Raw genomic sequence first — 23,839 nt, forward strand, 5'->3', positions numbered from 1 at the left:
AAAAAGGAGTGCGGTATGGATTTTTTACATAGGGTAAACGAATTAATAAGAAAAAGTGATCATATGGAAATTTTAGATTCGGAATCCTATTTTCGAAAAATATACTATGATAATCATAATGAAGTAATATTAGAACATACCGTTTATAAAGAAGATTTATATACGTCGTATCAGATGTATCAACTTACGTATGATACTCACAATAATATAGTATGTAAGGAATCCATCTATATCCTAAGGGAATTAGAAAGGTCCCACGGTTTTACTTATTATGAGTATGAGTACGATGAGAATGGTAATGTCTTAAGCAAAGTAACCCTTAATGATAATCATAAACGTAATGAGTTAATAAATTATTACTATAGGAATAATCTCTTAATAAAAAAAGAAATATGGGAGAAAAAATTACAACGGTATTTAACAGATCCCATAACAGATGAAGTATTATGTTATTATATTCATACCTACCATTACGGTGAGGACATGAAACTTCTGTTAGAGACTGTTACGTTTCCAACTGGTGAAGTTTGTTACTATGTGGACTACCATGATAACGAAATATACCCGGATGGTAAAATCATAAATCCGGCAAAGTCAGAATATGCATGGATGGTACTGTCAAAGGATGTTTATATTGAAATCACCGAAAAGTATTATACCCCTGAGGTATTAAAAGAAATTGTAGAGTACGTCCGAGCAACATATGAAAGTACATCGGTTATACTTTGGGTAAGGGGAATTTGGGAGGATTGTTATAGTAATCCGCTTTATGAGTTATATAGATATTATTTAGACAACTTAGATATTAGTATTAACTATACATATTAATTTTTTCGTAAAATAAAATGCTGCTCTTATATATCTAAAAGTAATAGGAGTAGCTTTTTATTGTCAATCGCACCGATCCAAGTGGATAACTTTTTAAAATTGTGGATATTGTATAAAAATTTTTTCTTCTCTGTGCATACCGATGAAAATACCGAGAAGTTCTGAAAAAGAGTTGACGGCTTACAAATTAAGGAATATGATAAATCTATCTAATAAAGTTGCCTATCAAAATATAAAAAAATTTTCTCCCTTTATTCCTTTTGGAGGACATCAGATATAAGGGGAAGGTAGGCAGTATCTAAGGATTTAATTTCTTAAATTTCTTATAAGTACTAACATCTATCTTGTTTCTTAGGAAATAGTCTTTGATTTAATTCAGGGGGAGTATATGAAAATTACTGTTGCCATATTAGATCGCCAGGAGGATTATGCGCGTCTTTTGATGGAATTTATGAATCAACAGGCGGATTATGGATTCTTCACGGTCGCATTTACAGAGGAGGAACTATATCGAGATTTTGAGAAGGATCATAAGGTGGATATCCTCTTGTACGCAGAAGAGTTCCGAGAAGGTATGATAACGAATCTTTCCAAAGTTAGCTACTGCTTGTGTGAAGATACCTCATTTAGTAACGAGTCTATTTTTAAATATCAATCTGCTAGCAATATAATGAATCTGTTACTTGAACGATATATAGATCTTGGATACACATGGAAACCAGTCACAAAAAATACTGGGAAGCAAAAGGTAATCGGAGTGTTCTCTCCATGTTATGAGATTAGGCAATCTCATATCGCTATAATTCTTGCAAAATATTTAGCTACGAAGGAGAAATGTGTCTATCTTTGTTTACAGCCTATTTTTCCTTCTGAGATTCTTGGATATGGAGAGCACAGCAGTTTAAGTGACGTAATTTACTTACTAAAGCAGGATGGAGCAAATAAGAGTGTAAAGATAAAACAATGTCTGGAACAAGTGGGAGAGTTAAATTGTATCTTAGGAACTTATTATTTTGCAGAAATTTATGAATTAACCTTTGATGAGATTATAAATTTAATCACTGAGCTTAAGGAGAATCTGTTATATGAAACAATCGTGATAGATTTTTCCCTTTATACCTCCTTAGCACTCGATTTATTAAAAGTCTGTGACGTATTGTTAATGCCACAATTAGCTGGAGAGGCTAGGCAATGTTTCAGTATTGCTTTTGAGGAACAATTAAAAAGAACCGGGCAGGATCAATTGCTAGAGAAGTTAGTACAGATAGTGATTCCTTATGAAGAGCAAAAGCAAAAAAGTATACGATTAGATAAACAAAAAGAAGCAGAATATCAACAGATTCTAAAAGAACTGCAATTCTAAAGGTTATTCAATTCTAAAAGTTATTCAATTCTAAAAGATACTACAATACTAAAAATACTACAATTTTAAAAGATACTTAATTCTAAAGATATTCAACTATATAAGATGTTCAATTCTATAAGAACTTCAATTTTAAAGAACTCCAATACTGATAATACTTCAATTTTAAAAATATTTCTTTTATAAAATACTTTTTAAATATAACTGGATTTACTTGCTAATTCTAAAGGTTGAAAATGAATTTCGTAAGTATAAAAACAAAACTCAAAAGGGGGTGATGACTGTCTATGGAACAGAGGAAGCAAGAATTACAAGAACAAATTCTTGCGGGAATAGATATGACAAGAGAATTAACAGAAGAAGAATTATTTGACCATATTGATGAAGCGATTAAGGTTCGTGGCAAAGAAGAATACATAAGTATTACCGAAAAACAACGACTTCGTATAGAAATCTTTAATTCCATTCGTAGGCTTGATGTATTGCAGGAACTTGTTGAAGATACTTCCATTACAGAAATTATGATAAATGGTGCGAAAGAAATATTCGTGGAGCGAGATGGAAAACTGATGAAATGGGAGAAGGAGTTTGAATCAGATCGTAAGCTTGAGGATGTGATTCAAACGATTGTCGCAGGGGCGAACCGTATTATTAATGAAGCGAGCCCAATTGTGGATGCAAGATTAAAGGATGGCTCCCGTGTCAATATAGTACTTCCACCCATAGCAATCGGAGGACCAACCGTTACGATTCGTAAGTTCCCCAAGGAAACAATGACAATGGAAAAGCTGGTGACAATTGGTTCCTTGACCGAAGAAGCTGCTGAGTTTTTAAAGAAATTGGTGATTGCAGGCTATAATATCTTTGTTAGTGGAGGTACCGGTTCAGGAAAAACAACCTTCTTAAATGCATTGTCAAACTACGTTCCCTCGGAAGAACGAATCATTACCATCGAAGACTCTGCAGAGCTGCAAATACGTAATATTCCAAATTTAGTTCGCTTGGAGGTAAGGAATGCAAACGTGGAGGGGAAGAATGAAATCTCGATTCGTGACTTAATCAAAAGCAGTCTTCGTATGAGGCCCGACCGTATTATTGTCGGAGAAGTTCGAGATGCCTCCAGTATTGATATGTTACAAGCTCTCAATACAGGACATAACGGAATGAGTACAGGACATTCCAATTCTCCAACGGATATGTTATCTCGATTAGAAACCATGGTTTTACTTGGGGCGGATATACCACTATTGGCTGTTAGAAAGCAAATTGCATCCGCAATTGATATTGTAATTCACCTTGGAAGACTTCGAGACAAGACGAGAAAAGTTTTAGAAGTCGTAGAGGTTTTAGAATGTGTGGATGGGGAAATCGAAGTGAATCCGCTTTTCTTATTTTCAGAAGAAGGGGAAACGAAGGAGGGAAAAGTATTAGGAGAACTAAAAAAGACAGACAATTCACTACTCCATGTACAAAAGTTATTACGTGCAGGGCTATCCTTATAAAGGAGGTAGTAAATTGAAAAATCAAGATTTTTCAAACACGAATTTGTACTGTCGCTTAAATTCGCAGAATTGCGACAGAATGGAGTATAGATGGTTGAGGATTACGATATTTATCATATGAATAAAAAAGAATTTCTTGTATGCCTGTTCAAAGGTTTTCTATTGTGTCTTATTGTAAGTTTCTTATTTTATCAAAATATCTTTTTATGTCTATTATTATCACCCTACCTATATTTTTTTTATAAAAAGGAACAAAGAAAAATGGCAGAGGATCGCAAAAAGAAACTAAATACTGAGTTTTTAGATGGGATTCATAGTTTGTCAGTAGCCTTAGAAGCAGGGTATTCGGTTGAGAATGCTTTTAAAGCAGCAATCAAAGATTTGGGGTTAATGTATTCAAAAGAGGCACTCATAATGAAAGAATTTCAATGTATTGTATCTCAGATTAATCATAATATTCCTATTGAAAATGCCATTGGTGAATTCGCAAATCGAAGTAAGTTAGAAGATGTGGAATGTTTTTCAGAAGTTTTTAAAACAGCCAAACGTACTGGCGGAGATTTAGTCGCTATTATTAAAATGACAGGTAAAACAATTGGTGAAAAGGTAGAGGTTATGAGAGAAATCGAAACATTAATTACAGCGAAAAAGATGGAGGCTAATATCATGAAGTTAGTGCCATTTGGTATCTTAGGATATATGTTACTTGGCAGTCCTCAGTTTTTAAAACCTCTTTATCATAATTTATTTGGAATTATTTTTATGACAATTCTATTAGGGATTTATTTATTTCTAACTAAGTTAGTAGATAAAATTATTGCCATTCGAGTGTAAATAGATTGGAGATACTATGACATACGCAATTCTATTTGTTCTTATTCTCATTCTTGTTCTCTTTTTTCTTTCAAAATCCTATGACAAAGAATTCATTGATGGTCTTGATAGCAAAGAACATCCGCTAAAGAGACTCTATTCTTTCGTCGGATTTTGCTGGTTTCAAATAATTCACCGACCACAAAAATCAAATAGGAAAGAGACAGCATCCTTGTATCAAAAAGGAGCGCTAATGACTTTTGTATTTCTATTATTTTTAATCATTCTTCTTATCAATGAACAAAAAGCCCCCAAAGAAATTCTACAAGATGGCTATAAAATAGAACGCCCAGAAGTAGGAGAAGGATCGAAAACTTATCACCTTGGATATCAACTTGGGGCAGAGGAAGAAGATCTTACCTTTGAGATAACAGAAAAACAAGTGAAAAAAGAGGATAGAAAGAAGATGTTTCAAGCAGCAGAAGCTGCCTTATATAAGATAATCCTAAATAAGAATATAGATTTTAATCAAGTAACTTCTGATTTAAAGTTTCCAAAACAATTTGGTTCTCCAGCTCTTAGCGTCTCTTATAAAACTGGACAATCAGATTACCTGTGGGAGGATGGAAGTATACGAGGGGAAGGAGCACCTAAGGAAGGTATACCAACCAGTATTAACGTAACGCTACGATACTTTGAGGATACTTATGAATTTCAAATTAATATTACAATATTACCTCCAATAGAGCCAGAATTATCAATAAAGGAAATCATGGAATTAGAAGTGAAAAGAAGAGAGGAGGAAAACAGGGAAGAAGAAATGGTCACACTTCCAAGCGTGGTTTTGGGTGACCAAGTTTTATGGAAACCTATCAAAAATAATTCCTCCATTCCTTTATTACTTATAGGGATTTTGGTTATGGTATGTATTCCATTTTTCATAGAGCAGAAAAAAAGAGAAAGAGAGCAGCAAAAACAGGAGCAACTTTTGCTTGATTATCCGGAGATCATGATGAAATATACGCTATTACTTAGTGCAGGTATGACAACATATGGAGCATGGGAGCGTATTGTAAAAGATTATAACACGCGTAGGGAAAGAGAGTTAGGAGGCACCAGGCGAAATAAGAAGAAATTAAGTAAAAGCAAGAGTATGAAATCTATGCGATACGCCTATGAAGAAATGATAATAACAAAAAATGAAATCGACCTTGGAGTGTCAGAGTCAGTTGCTTATGAACGTTTCGGAAGGAGATGTAAGCTTCTTTCTTATCTTAGATTTAGTACGATCATAGTTCAGAATATGAAAAAAGGGAACAAAGGGATGATTCCTATGCTAGAAGCGGAGTCAGTGCAAGCACTTCTTGACCGGAAGGAGCAGGCAAAACGTCTAGGAGAGAGGGCCTCCACGAAGATGCTAATGCCCATGATGGGAATGTTATGTATTGTGATTGCAATACTTATGGTACCCGCAATGATGTCCATGGGGATGTAATAGATTCAATACTGATTGAAATCACTATGTTACAAAAGATAAGAGCTGTTAGACGGCTTAAATATAATTTAAAATTATAATTATATAGTGCTAACGCACTAGAATAGAGGAGTGTATGAGAAAAGTGAAAAGTAAAGATAAGAATATATTAAGAAATAATCAAGGGTTTGGAGTAGTGGAAGTTATTCTAATTATCGTTGTTGTGATAGCGCTTATTATTATATTTCAAGAGCAGATAACAAGTATTTTTAATAGAGCGATGGGAGCATTAAAGGCTAGTACAGATAGTTATTTTAATAATATTACACCAGCTCCGTAAGGAGGTATTTCAATGAGGAAGCAAAAAGCAAGTGGAGTAATAACTATCTATCTGACCTTGACATTATCCATCATGATAACACTCATTGTTACAACCATCGAGATGGCTCGTGTGTCTGCTGCAAAAGCATATAGTGAGCGAGTGTTACAGACAGCGATGGAATCAACCCTATGTGATTATTATTTACCTTTATTTGAGCGGTATCATGTGTTTGGGCTAGATATCGGATATGGTAGCAGTATAGCAGATAGTAATTTATTAGTAGATGAAATTAGAAAAGGAATAGAAGTTAGTTTTCTTCCAACGAAAGATGACCCACTATCTAACCTTCTATTACAAAATAAAACCTATCTCATATGTAATCCAATGCTAGAGGAACTTTCGGTGGAGAATATCCACTATATCACGGACCTCGACGGTGAATTTTTTCGAAAGCAAGCAACTTCTTATATGAAATATCAAGCTGCAGCAGATGGGTTAGAGTATTTATTGGATTCGGCGCATGCTTTAGAAAAAACAGAAAAGGCAAATCTAAAGTTTGAAGAAAAGATGAAGGTAGAGCAGGAATTCATGCTAATCGATAAGGATATCTTAAAGTTGATGGAACTCATTGATGGGATAAAAATAAAAGATAACCAAATCGAGTGTAAAAAAGGAAAGCCAAAAACATTAGATTCTTTTACAAAAAAGCTACTTTCCACAGAGCCAACGATGGAGAACACGTTGATTAACCATTCCACAATATTTGATTCGTTAAAGGGTAACTACCTCAATTATCCAAATCAATTGAATAGCTTAAAGGATAGTGCACAGGATGTAATGGAGCGCTATCGTACTGCCTATGAGAATGCAGTTAGACAACGTGAGGAGGCGCTTTTAAGCCTGCGTGCCGAAAGAGCAGACATGATAAAAGAATCAAAGGACAAACCCTGTGATACCACGAAGATTGATGCAAGGATTACGTCATTAGAACAATCTCCAATTACAATAGATATCTATGTATTGGATAGTCTTATGGCAAGCTGTAATTCTATCAATCAGAAAATGAATAGTTTTCTTAATACATTAAAAGAGGTAAAAGAAAAAGCAAATCAGGCACTTTCCTTGGTACAAAAAATTAAAGAAGCTAGATATAAAGCACAAGATAGTAAGAATAGTTTTTTAGACGGATTAAACAAGGCAAGAGAAGAAATAGGAGATGCCTTATACGAAGAATTATCAAAATCTTCAGAGGAGATGGAGAGGTATTCAAATCCTGAAGAAAAAGGCATCGGAATAATTAAAGACATCGTAAGTATGGAAGAAACCTTAAAACAAGATATAAAAGTATTAGATGAGGTAGAAAGATATCTATTGCCTAATATGACCTATACAGAAGAGGGATATGCTGCATGGCTTTCAAAAGTTAACCTAATACATACTTCTTTGGATCATTTTAAATTAGATGGGCTTGCTTTTGATTACAGTGGTGTTAATTTCTCGGAAGAAAAGAATAGTATCTTAAAAGCTGGAAAGTCCTTGATATCGGATGGCTTACTAAACTTAGTACTGGAAGATGTGAATAGCATATCAAAAGCGGAATTATATCAGTTAGAATTACCTTCCTTTACAGCCAAGAAATCTCCAGAGAAGAGTTCACAGGCTGAGAATAATATTAAAAACATTATGAACACTGAGGATAGAGAGGATATTACCACAACAGGGATAGGAAGTTACGGAACCGATGCACTTGGTAGTTTCGCAAATAGCTTGGTAGAGGAATTATTGTTTCAAGCATATGAAAATGAACACTGTACCTATTATTTATCAGAAGGCTATAAGCCTGGGCAGGTTCTACAATATGAGCTTGAGTATTTATTATATGGGAATATGAGTGACAAAGAAAATGTATCCTCATTTATCAATCGTTTAATTTTAATACGTACCATTGGAAATATGATTTCTGTATTAACAGATGCAAATAAGGTGAGAGAAGCAAGTGAATTTGCTGCCTTAGTTGTGGGATTTTCGGGGTTGCCTTTTTTAATCAGTGTCGTAAAGTATGTAGTTTTATTTATCTGGGCATTAGAACAATCTTTAGTTGAAACAGCAGCGATGCTTTTGGGTAAAAATGTCCCCATATTTAGTATGAAAGACGACTTTGTAGTTGAATTTAAGGATTTGGCAAACTTCAATAAAGATGGAATCACAAAAAAGGCAAAAGATTATAAAACAAAAGAAGGAATTTTAAGTGTAGGTTACAAAGGATATCTTCAAATATCGTTATTTTTTTCAAATAAAAATAATCAATATTACCGGATGATGGACTTAATACAGGAAAATTTTCGTTATGAATATGAAGATACCTTTCGAATACGTAATTGTGTTGTAAGTTATCGTGCGGTGGCTAAGGTTAGCATGCCCGAACAGTTTTTTTCACTTCCATTCGCTATACATCGTGAGGCTTTGTCCATTCACGGTTACCTATATTTGGCCCAAAAAGCAGTCTCATATTAATTCCTCCTAAGAGGGTGTGGTGAGGTCTTTGTTTTTTACATATTAAAAATAAAAAAAATCTCTCTCCAAGAACATTTGCCGATGTTGTCGTGTAAAAAACAAAGACTTGACCACACCCTATGGGACTGTAAAAGAAGAAATTGATTTAAGTGGGAGGAGAGTTGGTGTTAAAAAAAAGAGAAAAGGGATTATTAACATTAGAGGCTTCCTTAGCATTACCGATATTCGCATTTGCAGTTTATGCATTAGTTTTTTTCTTTCAGGTCATTGCTGCACAGGACTGCCTTCATTATTATGCGACTAAGGTTGCTAGTAATATATCGTCCTATGGGATGATAACAAATTATGTTATGAATTTTAGTGAAGATGAGGATAGTAGTGCAGAGATAAAGGAAAATTTAAACGAGGATGATGAGACAATCTTCTCTGGGTTATTTGATACATCGGATATCACAAATATACTTACGTCTGCAGCAAGTGGTATTATGCTGAAAGAATCTATAAAACCATATGTGAAGGATCATCATGCTATAACGAATTGTATTCAAGGTGGATATGCAGGAATATCATTTTTAGGGTCGTCTCTGTTTGATGAAGAGGAGTGTATCCAGGTTGTAATGCAATATAAGATACAGCTTCCGATATGGAAAGATATTTTACCAGTATTTCCAGTGGTACAGCGAATAAGAATTCGAATGTTTAATGGACATGCAGTACCTTCCTCGCTGAAAACAGATGAGGGAGACAACGAAGATGGTGAATATGTTTATATTACACCAAACGGAACCGTATATCATACCAATGCAAATTGTTCCCATATTAAAATCAATGTTCAAGCAGTGGATAGTACAAGGATTTCTTTTATATACAATTCTAATCATAGTACTTACCGAGCATGTGAATTGTGCTTTCAAAAAAACTCAACACTTCCTAGTACCGTTTATATCACAGAATATGGAGATTGCTATCATAGTAGCCGTACTTGTTCTGGTATAAAACGTACTGTTATAAAAGTGCTGTTGACTGAGGTAGGAGCGAGAGGCGAGTGTAGTAGATGTAAAACATATAAGAAGGAGTAATTCAAACGAAAAACAAGCGAAAAGAATAGGGGGAGTTAAGAACGTGTTATCCATGATCAGTTTTGGTGAGATAAGTTTAATGAGTATTTTTAAACTTTGTGGAGTAATCTGGATTGGAGTAATACTCTTTATCTTAGGAATACAGGATATAAAACGGAAGGAAATCTCGTGTTGGTGGCTTATTAGTTTACTTCCGCTTATTGTTTTTGAACTAGCCATGCCCTCTGAGATAACATTGATCGAAAGAATATTCGGAATACTTCTTGGGCTTTTCTTTGTAATCCTTAGTAAGGTTACAAGAGGGCAGATTGGTATTGGAGATGGGTATATTCTATGTGCAATGGGAGTGATACTTGGTATTGGCAAATCTACAATTCTTTTAAGTTATGCATTTTTGTTAACTTCTGCTGTGTCTATCGTTCTCCTTGTGTTTTTTCGGTGCAATCGTAAGAAAACAATTCCGTTTGTACCATTTTTATTTTTGGGGTACCTTGGCTGTATCTTAATAAAATAGGAGATGTAGCACCAACATAGAAGTTATAATCCCGCCACGGTGCTAATCACGTATAGAGAATCTCTCTACAGTTAGAGTTCATGAATCAATGCGTAAGAGATGGATTAATTTACAATAGACGAAGCAGCTAACGATAAGGAGTAAAAATGATAAAAAAAGCTTTTTTTACAGTGGAAGCAGCTTTTGTTTTACCACTTGTATTTTATACGATTTTATTTCTTTTAAATTATAGTTTCTATAGCCATGACAGAACAAAATTACAAGCATTAGGGGAGGAAGTAGCTTTAAAAGCTGCTTCCTATATCTCTTACCAAGTTGATATGGACTGGACAGTATTAAGAGAAGAAGATTATTTATCCAAAAGTATTCTCTATCCATTTGGTGTGGGAAGAGAAAAGGATGAGAGAAAGGTATTAAGTTATGTAAATGAAACATTAACTAATGGTTATTGGGTATGTGAGATAAGAGATTTACAAGTTCAGACTACCTTGTCTAAGGTTAAAATAACAGGTAAATTAAAAGCAGTTTTTCCAAGTGCAAAACTGTTTGGAATTTTAAAGAAGGATAGTTTCACAGTGCCTTTTTGCTTTGAGGAAAGTATATTTTCGAGGGAAGAGAAAACAAGATTATTTGAAGTATCGATAAATCTTGGTAAAAAAATAAAGGGAGTAGATAAGGCAGTACAGAAATTAAAAGAACTTGTAGGAAAGATGAAATAAATATCAGAAAAAATTAATGTTAAAAGTAAATACAGGGATTATTAATATAAACAGTAATGTAGGGATGCTTTACTGTTAGAAGTAAATGTCGTAATGATTTAAGTTAAAAGTAAATGTCGTAATGAACTAAGTTAGAAGTAAATGTCGCAATTAACTAAGTTATAATCACAGGAATGAATTTACTAAATATGCTGTGTAAGGTTTCGTATTAGCATAAATTGGGCTAAATATGGTGGATAGAGGGAGTGAATAAACGTGGGAAAAGAAGATATCCGTTCGGAATGGAAACGGGACATGTATCATAACTATTTGATTTTCAATGGAAGAGGAGAGGAGAGGGCGTCTTTTCAGGAGAAGATGCTGGAACATAATAAAATTGAAGGAATACTATCTTTTCAAGTTCATTCCATCGATAATCATAAACAATTTCATTATGAAGTTACAGGATACCAAGCGATTTCTTGTATATCTGAAAAGGTTCCTCTAAGGCTAAGTCAAGTAACAATGCTTCTTAATCATCTGTTAGCAGTTTTAAAAGATGCAAAATCGTATCTTTTAGATACCAAGGATTTTGTGTTGTTACCAGAATACACGTTTATCCATTTGCCGGATTATAAATTAGGTTTATGTTATTATCCGGGGTATCATGTTCCGCTTCAGGAACAGCTGGTTGCATTTTTAGAATTTTTAATGGGGAGTGTAGATTATCAGGATAAGGAAGCGGTACTATTTGTGTATTCACTTTATATGAAGAGTAAGGAAGATAGTATCACGATACAAGAACTTAAGTCTTTTATGGAGGAACTGGAAGTAAAAGATAAATCAGATACGCTATATATGGAAAATGGATTAGAATCGCAAGGTAAACTGGATAAAGTGAAAGAACCCCAAAGTAATAGAGAGCCTTATCAAAGCAAAAATACCATAAAGCAGCCATCTAATTTTAATAAACATAATGAAGAAAAGAAGAATCAGAAGCTTAAGGAATCTTTGGCGAATCCATCTCGAAGAAATCTTTTACAATATAAAGTGACTTCTTTATTAGCAGATACAAAAGAAAGAATACTTGGGAAAGAAAATGAAAACGGAGCAAGTAAGAAATATGGTAATCAAAAGAAAGAAACAAAGAAGGAACATAAATATCCCTTTGTAAAAGAAAAGCTGGAGCAGGAAGAAGAAATCCTATACTATCCTTTCTTTTGCTATGCTTTATTTGCAGTACTATTTATTGTATGTATCGGAATTTTCCTATACACTTATCAAAAGGGATTTTTATATCAATCCTTAAAGAAAAAGATAGATGGATTAAAGTTAATCTCTTTACTTTCTGTTATGGGAGTCATATTGGGTTATGGTTATTTGAAAATATTTGCGAAAGAAAGAAAGCTAAGTCGCATTATAACAAGAACTACCTATCAAATGCCAGATAAGGAAGATTTATTTTCTAATTCTGTATCTTCAGAAGATAATAGCTTGATAGAAAATAGTTATAGAATACATAAGCAAGACAATAATCTGAATTTTAATAATCTTTCTAATTTTACATGGGAAAATAATGAATCCCCTATGATTTATGGAGAGGATTCATCTTCTGATTATTCGGGAGAATCTTATGGCTCTGGAGAAGCTTATCATTCGGGAGAATCCTACGACGAGGAGGAGTGCACGATACTGCTTACTTGCCCTGATAAAGAATACGATACTCTTATTCCTTTAGAATCAACGAAATATGATACAATAGAAATTAAGGAGTATCCATTTTATATAGGGACTGCAAAAAATAACCTGGGTTATAGTTTAATTAACACCGCGGTTAGTAGATATCATGCAAAACTTGAAAAGGATGAGAGTAGATTTATATTAACAGATCTTGATTCCACGAACGGGACTTTTGTAAATGGAAGAAAATTAATGCCAAACGAGAATTTTGAAATAAAGCAAGGAGATACGGTTTCCTTTGCAAACATAGGTTTTATCTTTCATTGTTTAAACAAGTAGAATGAGTTAGCTACCAAGGTTAACCCGTATATTTTACATAAGTTTACTTGCCCAAATAAATCAACTGTTATATAATGTTGATAATTAGGTAATTACTTATAGAGACAAGGAGGTGTTGTAGCGGTCCTTTGAAAAAGGGAATCAAAAGGCCGTACAACACCCTTTTGGATTTTTGAGAGTTTAATTATCAGACAACAGGTAACGGCTAAAGTAAAAACTTAATTGGGCGATGCATAAGGATTATGCAGATACAATCTGTCCAGGCATATAACATATGCAAGAATGGAGGTATTTATGGAAAAGTACATTATGGCACTTGATCAGGGGACAACAAGTTCGCGATGTATTCTTTTTAACCAGAGAGGGGAAGTTTGCAGTGTAGCGCAGAAGGAATTCACGCAGGTGTACCCAAGAACTGGCTGGGTGGAACATAGACCGATGGATATCTGGTCTTCTCAGATAAGTGTGGCAGCAGAGGCGATGGCAGCAATTGGTGCGAAAGCAGAAGATATTGATTCGATTGGAATTACAAATCAAAGAGAGACCACTATTGTTTGGGATAAGAATACAGGAGAACCTGTATATAATGCTATTGTGTGGCAATGCCATCGTACCGCAGATATGATTGAGCAATTAAAAAAAGATGGGTTTGATTCCGTAATAAGAAAAAAGACGGGACTTATCCCAGATGCCTATTTTTCTGCAACTAAGATAAAGTGGATTCTTGATAATGTAGATGGGGTTAGGGAAAGAGCAGAAGCAGGAAGTCTTTTATTTGGAACGGTTGATACCTGGATTATATGGAACTTGACAAAAGGTAGAGTACATGTAACGGATTATACCAATGCTTCACGTACGATGCTTTTTGACATTCATAACCTTTGTTGGGATGATGAAATCTTAACTTATTTTAAAATACCAAAGAGTATGCTACCTAAGGTGCAGGCATCTAGTAGTATCTTTGGACATACCGAAGAAGGTCTTCTTGGTGGTGAAATTCTTATTTCTGGTGCTGCCGGTGATCAACAAGCGGCATTATTCGGACAGTGCTGTTTTGAGCCGGGTGAAGTTAAGAATACGTATGGTACTGGATGTTTTCTTTTGATGAATACTGGAGATACTGCAATTGAATCACAAAATGGATTACTTACAACAATAGCTGCAGGAGATGCGGGGCATATTGAGTATGCATTAGAAGGAAGCGTTTTTGTTGCTGGTGCAGCCATTCAATGGTTAAGAGATGAGCAGAGAATGATTAAAAAGGCCAGCCAGTCAGAAGAGTATGCAAAAGAGGTAGAGGATACAAATGGTGTTTATGTAGTACCAGCATTTACCGGTCTTGGCGCCCCTTACTGGAATCCATATGCTAGAGGGACAATCGTTGGTATTACTAGAGGGTTTAGTAAGGAGCATATGATTCGAGCAACCTTAGAATCACTTGCATACCAAACTGTGAATGTTCTTCATGCAATGGAACAAGACTCTAATATATCCTTAAAGAGTCTTAGGGTAGATGGCGGTGCTAGTGCAAATAATTTCTTAATGCAGTTTCAAGCAGATGTCCTAAACACATTGGTATATCGTCCACAATGTATTGAAACAACGGCGCTGGGTGCTGCTTATCTTGCAGGACTTGCAACTGGATATTTTAAGGACCGAAATGAAATTAAAGATAATTGGACACTTGGCGGTACTTTCTCCCCACAGATGGATGAACAAAAACGAAAGGAACTTTTAAAGGGCTGGAAACGTGCTGTTCGATGTGCGCTTGCATGGGCGGAGGATATCGAGTAAAGGAGTTAAAGCTTGGAATTATATAATAAAATATTAGAATATTTTTTAACCAAGGGATGTCAGCGTTTACAGGTAAATGCATCTGGTATGGATGTATTCTATCAAACAAATCTAGAGCAATGCACCGTATATTGGCTGATTGAAATTTATAATGGAACAGAAATCTTAAATGATCAGTATCAAAACATTAAACGTCAAATCGAAACAGCCTTTTTTAGCAAGGGTTATCAAAAGGTTTTGGTATACGCAATTCTTTGCACAAAGAATACAGAGGAAGCTTTAAAGATTTGTAGGATGAGCGAAAGCGCTTGTATCGTTGATATGCTTCAGTATCGTCTGATGCTTTTTGAGGGTCAGGCTAGGGATGAGAATGGAGTATTTCGTGGGTTAGAGCAACTAATTTCAGAATATGGAAGATTATATTTTGCTACCCATGGAGGGCAGGATTATTCAAGCCAAAATACTGATAGTCAAGGAAACAATGAAAACTCTTGGGGTGGTTATGGCAGTGATTACGAAAATCAAAGAAGTCAAGGTACCCATCAACAAGGCTCCTATCAGCAAGGGTACGGTGATTATCAGTCAGGAAAAGCATATCAGAGAAAGAACGGATTTTTCTCTGGTGTTGGCATAGTTACACTAGTTCTAATTGCACTAAACGCAGTGGTATTTTTCTATACTGACCTGTCCGGTAATTATAATAAGATTATTTCAGAAGGTTGCATTTTCTGGCCGCTTATAAAATTTAATAACGAATACTATCGACTTTTAACCTATCAATTTTTACATGCGAATATAAGTCATCTAGTAAATAACATGCTTATTCTGGCAATTATGGGGTCCACATTGGAGCGACATGTCGGTAAATTTAAGTATCTATTGATTTACTTTCTGTCTGGAATTGTTGCAGGGATTGCCTCTATGAGTTATAATATGTGGAAAGGTTTATTTAGCAATAGTATTGGCGCGTCAGGAGCAGTATTTGGCGTTATAGGAGCAATCGCATTGATTGTAGTAGTGAACAAAGGAAGACTAGAGACGATTGGTACCAGGCAGATTATCATCTTTATAGCACTTAGTTTGTATGGAGGATTTACAAGTCAGGGTGTTGATAATGCTGCTCATGTGGGAGGTCTGCTTGCGGGCTTCTTTATTGCTATGCTTGTTTACCGAAAGAAGAGGGGGCGCATACGTGAAGATTAATATCTATTATGGGGGAAGAGGCTTAATCGAAGATCCAACCATCTGCGTAATGAATAAGATGACAGAGGTTTTAGAGGAACTTCGTGTAGAAGTTACAAGATATAACCTATATGAACAAAAAAATAGCATCAGCATGCTTCCGGGTACATTAAAAGAGGCAGACGGTATTATACTTGCAGTAAATGTGGAATGGATGGGTATCGGTGGGTTTATGCAGCAGTTTTTAGATGCGTGCTGGCTATATGGCGATAAGCAGAAGATGCAAACGCTTAGCATGTTTCCAATTGTAACTGCAAACACTTACGGGGAGCGAGAGGCTGAACTTCATTTAAAGAGATCTTGGGAGGTTCTAGGAGGAACATCTCTCGATGGTATCATAGCTTATGTAGAGAATTCTATCGACTTTGAAGTAAATACTTCCTATGCAGGTATCTTCGAACGAAAAGCGGAGTCATTGTATCGTTTTATTAATCAAAAATCAGTTACATTTTCAAGTAGTAGTCATGCAGTTATGAAAAATACTTTGACAACAACTCCGATTGAATTAACACCACAAGAGAGTGAACAGTTATCAATGTATGTATCAGATGATACTTATGTAAAGAAACAAAAAGAAGACATAGAAGAATTGGCACAGATGTTTCGTGGCATGCTAGAAAAAAGTGGTTCAGAGAAGAATCAGGATTTTATTAAAAACTTTAAAGACAATTTTAAGCCACAGGAAGATAATTTCCAGGCTACGTTTTCCATTACAATGACAGATACTGATAAGACACTGTTACTTCTAGTAGCTGGAAAACAGTTAAAATGTAGCTATGAAGACAATATAGAGGCAGATGTTATAGCAAAGACAACGAAAGAAATGGTGAATCGACTGGTGAATGGAAGAACAACCTTCCAAGGAGCCTTTATGTCAGGTGAATTAACTGCCAAGGGTGATTTTAAAATTCTAAGAAGGTTTGATCAGTTATTTAACTTTTCGGCGTTATCGTAAATAACAAAACTAATTCATGGATGTATCCAATGAAAAGAATTATATTGAACAAGATTGTGTCTGCGCTATAACTGTAAACTTGATGATACGCATTGTCTTGTGAGTAAGACAAAAGGCAGCGCAGAAATGAGGAAAATTATGTTTCGTATATGGGCTAAGATGATAAAAGACAACCATTTACTTCGGGATATTGTAATAGAAGATGATTCTACAGAACGTACCAGAACTAAAAAGATTTTTCATGCTTTGGATGAAGTTTGTCATGAATTTGATTTATCAAAGCCATTGTGGCTTGAAGTCACTATCAAAGATTTTAAAAAACATGATAAAACTAGGTTTTTTCAAGATAATTTCATTGAACAGATCGAATTTGATTACTTAGAAATTCATGTAATAGAAGAAGATTAGCGAATATGCCACGAAATGAAGTTATGAGCAAGTAGCATAAGCGGATTACGAATATCCACTTTAATAAAGGAATTGCATTAAGATACTTTGCGGGGAGTGTTCTTAGGCAAGACAGAAAAGGGAGAAGTATTTTAGGGTAACAATGTAATATATGGGAAAGGAAATGTAGATGATTAAATTTTATCAAAAACCTTTTAAGATGTTCGTTGTGGGGACCATGATACTTTCTTTGACTGCATGTAATGAGACGCAGGATGGTACGAAAGTAGAAGTGAAATCGAACTATGTAGTAAAAGAAGTTCTAACGTCTGGAAAGACGGAGGGAAATGAGAAATTACAAGAGAATAATCAAATAGGCATTGATGAGACAAAGAGTACGGATAATTCTATGAATGGATCAGAGATGGATATTGAACTATTCGAAAGTTCGTTAGATGATTTAGGAAGTGTATTGAAACCAGACAGCAGTGAGGTAGTCGATATGGATACCGTGAAAGCGATTAACAGTATGCCAGCGAAATCAATAGTTAAGGTATACACAGCAAATGCTGCTACATTAGCAGAATGTTTCTATGCTGAGGAAATTAGTCCTTCATTATTTGAGCGCATGGAGAATAAGTCCTTTAGTGAAGGATGTACGATTTCGATAGATACACTAAGTTATGTGAGAGTACTACACTTTGGATTTGATGGTGAAATACACATTGGAGAATTAATAGTAAATAAGTTAATAAAAGAGGATGTTATAGATATATTTAAAGAGCTATTTGATGAAAGATATCCGATTGAGCAAATGGTTTTAATTGATGAGTTTGATGCAGATGATAATGAAAGTATGGCTGCAAATAATACTTCTAGTTTTAATTATCGTATGGTAGAAGGAACAACAACTCTTTCTAAGCATGCCTATGGTTTAGCCATCGATATCAATCCAAAATACAACCCTTACGTTCGCACAATTAATGGGGAAACCATAATTGTTCCTGAGAACGGAGCGGAGTATGAAGATAGAACATTAGAGAATGAATATTATATAATGAAAGATGACGTTTGCCAGAAAGCATTTGCAAAAAGAGGATTTACTTGGGGTGGCGATTGGCAGACCTCTAAAGATTATCAGCATTTTCAGAAGGTATTTCAATAGCATTGCGTAAGCAATGATACATTGCGTAAGCAATGATACATTGCGAAGATACTTTCTCTCATGTTATAATGAGCAATGCATCTACATTGTACATTGCATCGACATCATACATTGTTGATACAATGAGTATTGCAGATGAAATGTACAGTGCGGATAATGGAGCAATAGGAAGGATACGGTGTCGCTATGTCATACATGGCATTATATAGAAAGTTTCGCCCAGACACATTTGAAGATGTTAAGGGGCAAGATCATATTGTTACAACACTGAAAAATCAAATCAAGGCGAAGCGTATCGGGCATGCATACCTGTTTTGCGGTACTCGTGGTACTGGAAAGACAACAGTAGCGAAAATACTAGCAAAAACAGTGAACTGTGAGCATCCTATAGATGGTAATCCATGCAATGAATGTGCAATGTGTAAAGCGATACAATCGCAAAGCTCGATGAACGTTATAGAAATTGATGCTGCATCCAATAATGGCGTGGATAATATCAGGGAGATTGTAGAAGAAGTAAAGTATTCCCCAACGGAAGGAAATTATAAGGTATATATTATAGACGAGGTTCATATGCTTTCTGCGGGAGCATTTAATGCACTGTTAAAAACATTAGAGGAGCCACCGTCCTATGTAATATTTATACTGGCAACTACGGAAGTACACAAGATACCGATTACCATATTATCACGTTGTCAACGCTATGATTTTCGTAGAGTTACCATTGATGAAATAACGAAACGATTGCGGGTAATTACCGAAAAAGAAGGCATTGAAGCAGAGGAGAAGGCATTAAGATATGTTGCTAGAGCAGCAGATGGATCTTTTCGAGATGCGCTTAGCCTTTTAGATCAATGCATTGCCTTTTACTTTGGACAGTCTTTAACTTATGATAATGTATTAGATGCATTGGGAACCGTAGATATTGAGGTTTTTGCAAGGCTCTTACGTTACATTCGAAAAGGAAGTGTAACTGATTGTGTAGCGATTTTAGAAGAATTAATTATTCAAGGAAGAGAGCTTACACAATTTACGATAGACTTTACCTGGTATTTAAGAAATTTACTTTTGGCAAAGACTTCAGAAGATATGGAAGAAATTCTTGAGATGTCAAGTGACCAATTGCAGTTATTAAAACAGGAAGCACAAAGTTGTGATACGGAACTTTTGATACGTTTTATCCGTATTTTTTCAGAGTTATCAAATCAAGTGAAGTATGCAACACAAAAGAGAGTTATGATTGAGGTTGCATTGGTAAAGCTATGTAAACCAGCAATGGAAACAGACTATGCCTCATTAATCCATCGGATACAGGTACTAGAAAACCGTTTAGAGGAAGGTGTTTTTGTAACCTCTAAGGATGAAATAGAAGGTGCAGTACCTGTGGTAGAAAAGGCTAAGAAAGCTTCGGTACCAGTAGAGTTACCCAAAGCTGTGAGTGCTGATTTACAAGAAGTTGCAAGGAATTGGAATTCAATTCTAAGAAGTTTGCCTCCATTGGTACGAACGGTACTGATTAGTGCACGCGTTGTACCTGGAGAAGGAAATACGATAATCCTGGTGTTTGAGAAGGAAGTAGATGAGGGTGTGATTAATCAAGAATCTCATCTTGAAGAAATTAAAACAGCAATCGCAGATACCATTGGAAAAGAAGTCTTAGTTCAAACTAAGGTGATAAAGGATGGAGAAGCTTTAGAAGCTTATCCTGATTTAACAAAAATAATGAAAAAGGTTCCGATTGAATATGTCGATTAACCAAAAAGTTGGAAGGAGAAATGAGTATGGCAAAGCGTGGTGGATTTCCAGGTGGTAATATGCCTGGTAACATGAATAATCTGATGAAGCAGGCACAGAGAATGCAAAAGCAGATGGAAGATAAGACAAAAGAGATGGAAGAAAAACAGTGGGAGGCTACTGCTGGTGGCGGTGCTGTTACTGTAACTGTTTCTGGTAAGAAAGAAGTAGTATCTGTTAAGTTATCAAAAGAAGTTGTAGATCCAGATGACATCGAGATGCTAGAAGACTTAATCGTTGCTGCAACAAATGAAGCTCTTCGTAAGATGGAAGAAGAGTCAGCAAGTGCTATGAACTCTATTGCTGGTGGATTAGGCAATTTTGGAGGATTAGGCGGTTTATTCTAATTACTAAGAATAAATTCGTCACTTATTATAAGACAAAAAGATATCTTTTATCAGTATGAGTTTTTCATGAATGAGAATACTGTTGAAAGATATCTTTTTGTTTTGGTACTTGTAGTATGTATGAAAATAATGGTATGATAAAGGTAGATATAAGATTAATTAAAGGTTAATTAAAGGTTAATTAAAAGGTCAATTAAAAGGTCAATTAAAAGGTTAATTAGAAGATTAATTAGAAGTTAAATAGAAGATCAAATAAAAGATTAAATAAGAATAAATAGTAAAAAATTAGATAGTGTGACTCTAGGCTATATCTGTAGGCTACTGTCATTTTGAGAAAGTTCTTGTCTTAAGTGTTATGGAAGATTTCTCACTTTAAATTTGTTATTCGTTTTATTTTATATAGTTTATCAGTTAGATTTTAGATAGAGAAAATATGTTTTAGAAAATAGGTGGGACCGTGGATTATTATAGTACACAGATTAGTAAGTTGATTGAAGAGCTTGGTAGGTTACCTGGCATTGGTGCGAAATCCGCACAAAGACTTGCATTTCATATTATTAATATGCCAAAGGAACAGGTAGAACATCTTGCAAAAACGATGCTTGATGCAAGAAGCAACGTTAAATATTGTAAAGTGTGCCAGACCTTAACAGACAAAGAGATTTGCCCTATTTGCTCTAGTGAGAAGAGAGATCAAAAGGTCATAATGGTGGTGGAAAATACGAGAGACTTAGCAGCTTATGAAAAGACCGGCAAATTTGATGGGGTCTACCATGTATTACATGGAGCTATTTCTCCTATGCTCGGAATCGGGCCACAGGATATTAAATTAAAGGAATTAATGTTACGTCTTCAAGGGGATGTAGATGAAGTAATAATAGCGACGAACTCGAGTCTTGAGGGTGAGGCCACTGCGATGTATATTAGTAAATTAATTAAGCCTGCTGGCATTAAAGTAAGCCGTATCGCAAGCGGTGTACCAGTAGGCGGTGACCTTGAATACATTGATGAAGTAACATTACTTCGTGCGCTAGACGGAAGAATTCAGTTATAGTTTGAGATCTTTTGTCATGACAAGGGAAAGTTAGCGAAGCATACTTTTTCTTGTATACTGAAAGGATAAAGGGGTGTGCCCCTTGAAACAAAAAGAATAAACAATAGGAGGTTTCCTATGGAACATGAAAATGTACTATCGGGTGGTGTTGAAACTCTTTATACAATGAAAGAAAACTTATCTGAATTAGAGGGCTATAAGGGGAGTAGTAAAGAATGGTCTTTTAAAGAAGAGCAAGCGGAAGAACAGTTAGAGGAACGCCAGAAGGCTATTACAGATGAAGTGGGAGCTGTTTTAAGAAAGAGACGTCAGGAAGTAGAGGCTTCTTTTGAAGAGCAAATGAATGAAACCAAAACACGTCTTAAAAAGGTAAAATCTAAAAAAGAAAAGCAGCTTGGTAAAAAAGTATCCGAAAGAATTGAAGAGGAAACTGCTGACTTAACCAAGGAAGGTGTTCGTCTTAAGCAGGATCTAAAGGCGATATTTCAGAAAAATCATATTTCCAGAGTATTTAACCATAAATGGTTTCATGCGGTGTTTATGCCTTGTTCCCTTAAAGATTTTAGCATTCTATTAATTACTGTACTTATTTTATTTTTAGCAATTCCAGTAGGTATATATCAGTTTTTATTACCAGCTAAGACATTATATCTAGTTCTTGATTACTTTGTAACGATACTTGTTTTTGGGGGTCTCTATATTTTAATTAACAAAAAAATCAAGGAAAACCATACGGAAGCAATTATTGATATGAAGGCAATTCGTCAAAAGATGGCTAAGAATCATAAAAAAATTAGAGCTATGGCAAAAGGTATCAGAAAAGATAAAGATGAAAGCGTCTATGGCTTGGACGAAATAACAGGTGAAATTCGACAATTAGAAGATGAATTGAATCATTTAATGGAAGAAAAGAAGAATGCCTTAGTGGAGTTTGAGTCAACTACTAAAGCTGCAGTTTCAGAGGAAGTCAAATCCCGTTATGAGGAGGAGATGAAAGGTCTTCAAAGTAAGGTTAAAGAAGCACACGAAGAACAACGAAAAGCAGCGGAGAAGGTAAAAGAGTTTTCCTTAGAAATTACCAATCGCTATGAATCTTATCTTGGAAAAGACATGCTTACCAATGTCGCTATCGACCGCCTTATTGAAATCATGAAAGAACAAAACGTCACGAATATAGCAGAGGCATTAAATATCTACCGTGCTGATTTAAATAAACCAATGGAATAGCGATAAAATAGCTCCCTCTCAGTAAATCGTTTACGTAAGCGATTTGCTAAAAGGGAGCTATTTTTTATGGATTAGTTTTTTCCATAACCCGACCTCTCATAAGATACATGCAATGGGAAATGCCTTGGCAGATATAATCAACCAAAGTCATTACGGTACCAAGACGGGTAGTCTGTAAGAGCATTTGGTCAAAGAGCCCAGAAAGATTAACAATTCCAGTAACAAATAAATCACCAACATAAGGTAAATCTTTATCTACTCCAGCACCAGGTTTTAAAGGTCCCTCGCCTAAAGTATAATATCCTACATGTGAGGCTTTCCCTAAAGAGGCATCAATCGCAATGATGAAGGGGTTGTTATTCTCGGAATAAATACGAGAGACCGTTTCTTTTAAATTTTTGGCATGAACCGGCTCTTCTAAGGTTCCATAAACTACATAGTTTTTGGAAGGAAGATGAGATAACTTATAGCCAAGTAATGGCCCAAGACAATCTCCGGTTGCACGGTCCGATCCAATGCATAGAAATACAATAGTTTTATTCTTATAACTGTTTACTTCCAAAAGATTCAACAGAGTATTTCCAAAATCATAAGGAGAATAGCGTTCTTTAGAGTCAAAATAAAAAATTTTTTTGTTTTTCTCTACAAATTGCTTCAAATAGGGAATCCACCTTTCACTAGGGTATTTTTTCTTCATGAACGAATCAAAATCAATGAAGAGCAACTTTTGTTGCTTGTCTCTTTACAG

21 protein-coding genes are annotated in these 23,839 nt (G+C 35.2%); 20 read left to right on the forward strand and 1 reads right to left on the reverse strand.

Annotated elements, in window-relative coordinates:
* The first annotated feature begins 15 nt into the window (after positions 1–15).
* The 20 genes from CPHY_RS00205 (at position 16) to CPHY_RS00300 (ending at position 23,091) form a co-directional block, all read left to right on the forward strand.
* Entirely contained in the window at positions 16–828 is an 813-nt protein-coding gene (locus CPHY_RS00205) for a hypothetical protein (RefSeq protein ID WP_012198063.1), read from the forward strand.
* A 388-nt stretch (positions 829–1,216) separates the two neighbouring features.
* Complete coding sequence (locus CPHY_RS00210) at positions 1,217–2,191, forward strand: P-loop NTPase family protein (RefSeq protein ID WP_012198064.1); 975 nt, start codon at positions 1,217–1,219, stop codon at positions 2,189–2,191.
* Positions 2,192–2,478: 287 nt separating this feature from the next.
* Positions 2,479–3,693: a CpaF family protein gene (locus CPHY_RS00215; RefSeq protein ID WP_012198065.1), complete on the forward strand. Its 1,215-nt coding sequence runs from the start codon at positions 2,479–2,481 to the stop codon at positions 3,691–3,693.
* Between the two features lie 261 nt (positions 3,694–3,954).
* Positions 3,955–4,527, forward strand: coding sequence for a type II secretion system F family protein (locus CPHY_RS00220; RefSeq protein WP_157668631.1), 573 nt, complete (start codon positions 3,955–3,957; stop codon positions 4,525–4,527).
* A 16-nt stretch (positions 4,528–4,543) separates the two neighbouring features.
* Complete coding sequence (locus CPHY_RS00225) at positions 4,544–6,001, forward strand: hypothetical protein (RefSeq protein ID WP_012198067.1); 1,458 nt, start codon at positions 4,544–4,546, stop codon at positions 5,999–6,001.
* A 115-nt stretch (positions 6,002–6,116) separates the two neighbouring features.
* Positions 6,117–6,320, forward strand: coding sequence for a Flp1 family type IVb pilin (locus tag CPHY_RS00230; RefSeq protein WP_012198068.1), 204 nt, complete (start codon positions 6,117–6,119; stop codon positions 6,318–6,320).
* Positions 6,321–6,332: 12 nt separating this feature from the next.
* Positions 6,333–8,816 carry a DUF5702 domain-containing protein gene (locus CPHY_RS00235; RefSeq protein ID WP_012198069.1) on the forward strand — a complete coding sequence of 828 codons (2,484 nt, stop codon included), beginning with the start codon at positions 6,333–6,335 and terminating at the stop codon, positions 8,814–8,816.
* Positions 8,817–8,980: 164 nt separating this feature from the next.
* Positions 8,981–9,895 (forward strand): hypothetical protein, encoded by a 915-nt coding sequence (locus CPHY_RS00240; protein WP_012198070.1) that lies wholly within the window; start codon positions 8,981–8,983, stop codon positions 9,893–9,895.
* A gap of 79 nt (positions 9,896–9,974) precedes the next feature.
* Positions 9,975–10,409: a prepilin peptidase gene (locus tag CPHY_RS00245; protein ID WP_012198071.1), complete on the forward strand. Its 435-nt coding sequence runs from the start codon at positions 9,975–9,977 to the stop codon at positions 10,407–10,409.
* Between the two features lie 146 nt (positions 10,410–10,555).
* On the forward strand, positions 10,556–11,128 hold the full coding sequence (locus CPHY_RS00250) for a TadE/TadG family type IV pilus assembly protein (protein WP_012198072.1): 573 nt from the start codon (positions 10,556–10,558) through the stop codon (positions 11,126–11,128).
* Positions 11,129–11,383: 255 nt separating this feature from the next.
* Positions 11,384–13,126, forward strand: coding sequence for a DUF6382 domain-containing protein (locus CPHY_RS00255; protein WP_012198073.1), 1,743 nt, complete (start codon positions 11,384–11,386; stop codon positions 13,124–13,126).
* Positions 13,127–13,420: 294 nt separating this feature from the next.
* The gene (gene glpK / locus CPHY_RS00260) at positions 13,421–14,920 is read left to right on the forward strand and encodes a glycerol kinase GlpK (RefSeq protein ID WP_012198074.1); all 1,500 of its coding nucleotides are present in this window, start codon (positions 13,421–13,423) and stop codon (positions 14,918–14,920) included.
* Positions 14,921–14,932: 12 nt separating this feature from the next.
* Positions 14,933–16,123, forward strand: a complete 1,191-nt coding sequence (locus CPHY_RS00265; protein WP_012198075.1) for a rhomboid family intramembrane serine protease — start codon at positions 14,933–14,935, stop codon at positions 16,121–16,123.
* Complete coding sequence (locus CPHY_RS00270; RefSeq protein WP_012198076.1) at positions 16,113–17,117, forward strand: SCP2 sterol-binding domain-containing protein; 1,005 nt, start codon at positions 16,113–16,115, stop codon at positions 17,115–17,117. The genes CPHY_RS00265 and CPHY_RS00270 overlap by 11 nt, the downstream gene beginning before the upstream one ends.
* A gap of 138 nt (positions 17,118–17,255) precedes the next feature.
* Complete coding sequence (locus CPHY_RS00275) at positions 17,256–17,525, forward strand: hypothetical protein (protein ID WP_012198077.1); 270 nt, start codon at positions 17,256–17,258, stop codon at positions 17,523–17,525.
* A 169-nt stretch (positions 17,526–17,694) separates the two neighbouring features.
* Positions 17,695–18,669: a M15 family metallopeptidase gene (locus CPHY_RS00280; RefSeq protein ID WP_012198078.1), complete on the forward strand. Its 975-nt coding sequence runs from the start codon at positions 17,695–17,697 to the stop codon at positions 18,667–18,669.
* Positions 18,670–18,855: 186 nt separating this feature from the next.
* Positions 18,856–20,424, forward strand: coding sequence for a DNA polymerase III subunit gamma/tau (gene dnaX / locus CPHY_RS00285; RefSeq protein WP_012198079.1), 1,569 nt, complete (start codon positions 18,856–18,858; stop codon positions 20,422–20,424).
* 26 nt (positions 20,425–20,450) lie between these two features.
* Positions 20,451–20,810 carry a YbaB/EbfC family nucleoid-associated protein gene (locus CPHY_RS00290; RefSeq protein WP_012198080.1) on the forward strand — a complete coding sequence of 120 codons (360 nt, stop codon included), beginning with the start codon at positions 20,451–20,453 and terminating at the stop codon, positions 20,808–20,810.
* Positions 20,811–21,267: 457 nt separating this feature from the next.
* Positions 21,268–21,864 carry a recombination mediator RecR gene (gene recR, locus CPHY_RS00295; protein WP_012198081.1) on the forward strand — a complete coding sequence of 199 codons (597 nt, stop codon included), beginning with the start codon at positions 21,268–21,270 and terminating at the stop codon, positions 21,862–21,864.
* A gap of 117 nt (positions 21,865–21,981) precedes the next feature.
* Positions 21,982–23,091 carry a hypothetical protein gene (locus CPHY_RS00300; protein WP_012198082.1) on the forward strand — a complete coding sequence of 370 codons (1,110 nt, stop codon included), beginning with the start codon at positions 21,982–21,984 and terminating at the stop codon, positions 23,089–23,091.
* Between the two features lie 64 nt (positions 23,092–23,155).
* On the opposite strand, the gene yyaC is transcribed toward CPHY_RS00300, so the two are convergent.
* Positions 23,156–23,749 carry a spore protease YyaC gene (gene yyaC, locus CPHY_RS00305; protein WP_012198083.1) on the reverse strand — a complete coding sequence of 198 codons (594 nt, stop codon included), beginning with the start codon at positions 23,747–23,749 and terminating at the stop codon, positions 23,156–23,158.
* Positions 23,750–23,839 lie beyond the last annotated feature (90 nt).

Origin of the sequence: Lachnoclostridium phytofermentans ISDg (assembly GCF_000018685.1) — a bacterium.
Classification (GTDB): Bacteria; Bacillota; Clostridia; order Lachnospirales; family Lachnospiraceae; genus Lachnoclostridium; species Lachnoclostridium phytofermentans.

Coding starts and splice junctions, on each gene's coding strand:
- CPHY_RS00250 (WP_012198072.1), top strand. CDS start 10,556: ATGATAAAAAAAGCTTTTTTTACAGTGGAAGCAGCTTTTGTTTTACCA.
- CPHY_RS00215 (WP_012198065.1), top strand. CDS start 2,479: ATGGAACAGAGGAAGCAAGAATTACAAGAACAAATTCTTGCGGGAATA.
- CPHY_RS00210 (WP_012198064.1), top strand. CDS start 1,217: ATGAAAATTACTGTTGCCATATTAGATCGCCAGGAGGATTATGCGCGT.
- CPHY_RS00275 (WP_012198077.1), top strand. CDS start 17,256: ATGTTTCGTATATGGGCTAAGATGATAAAAGACAACCATTTACTTCGG.
- CPHY_RS00300 (WP_012198082.1), top strand. CDS start 21,982: ATGGAACATGAAAATGTACTATCGGGTGGTGTTGAAACTCTTTATACA.
- CPHY_RS00225 (WP_012198067.1), top strand. CDS start 4,544: ATGACATACGCAATTCTATTTGTTCTTATTCTCATTCTTGTTCTCTTT.
- CPHY_RS00235 (WP_012198069.1), top strand. CDS start 6,333: ATGAGGAAGCAAAAAGCAAGTGGAGTAATAACTATCTATCTGACCTTG.
- CPHY_RS00280 (WP_012198078.1), top strand. CDS start 17,695: ATGATTAAATTTTATCAAAAACCTTTTAAGATGTTCGTTGTGGGGACC.
- CPHY_RS00205 (WP_012198063.1), top strand. CDS start 16: ATGGATTTTTTACATAGGGTAAACGAATTAATAAGAAAAAGTGATCAT.
- glpK (WP_012198074.1), top strand. CDS start 13,421: ATGGAAAAGTACATTATGGCACTTGATCAGGGGACAACAAGTTCGCGA.
- CPHY_RS00220 (WP_157668631.1), top strand. CDS start 3,955: ATGGCAGAGGATCGCAAAAAGAAACTAAATACTGAGTTTTTAGATGGG.
- CPHY_RS00290 (WP_012198080.1), top strand. CDS start 20,451: ATGGCAAAGCGTGGTGGATTTCCAGGTGGTAATATGCCTGGTAACATG.
- CPHY_RS00230 (WP_012198068.1), top strand. CDS start 6,117: ATGAGAAAAGTGAAAAGTAAAGATAAGAATATATTAAGAAATAATCAA.
- CPHY_RS00245 (WP_012198071.1), top strand. CDS start 9,975: ATGAGTATTTTTAAACTTTGTGGAGTAATCTGGATTGGAGTAATACTC.
- dnaX (WP_012198079.1), top strand. CDS start 18,856: ATGTCATACATGGCATTATATAGAAAGTTTCGCCCAGACACATTTGAA.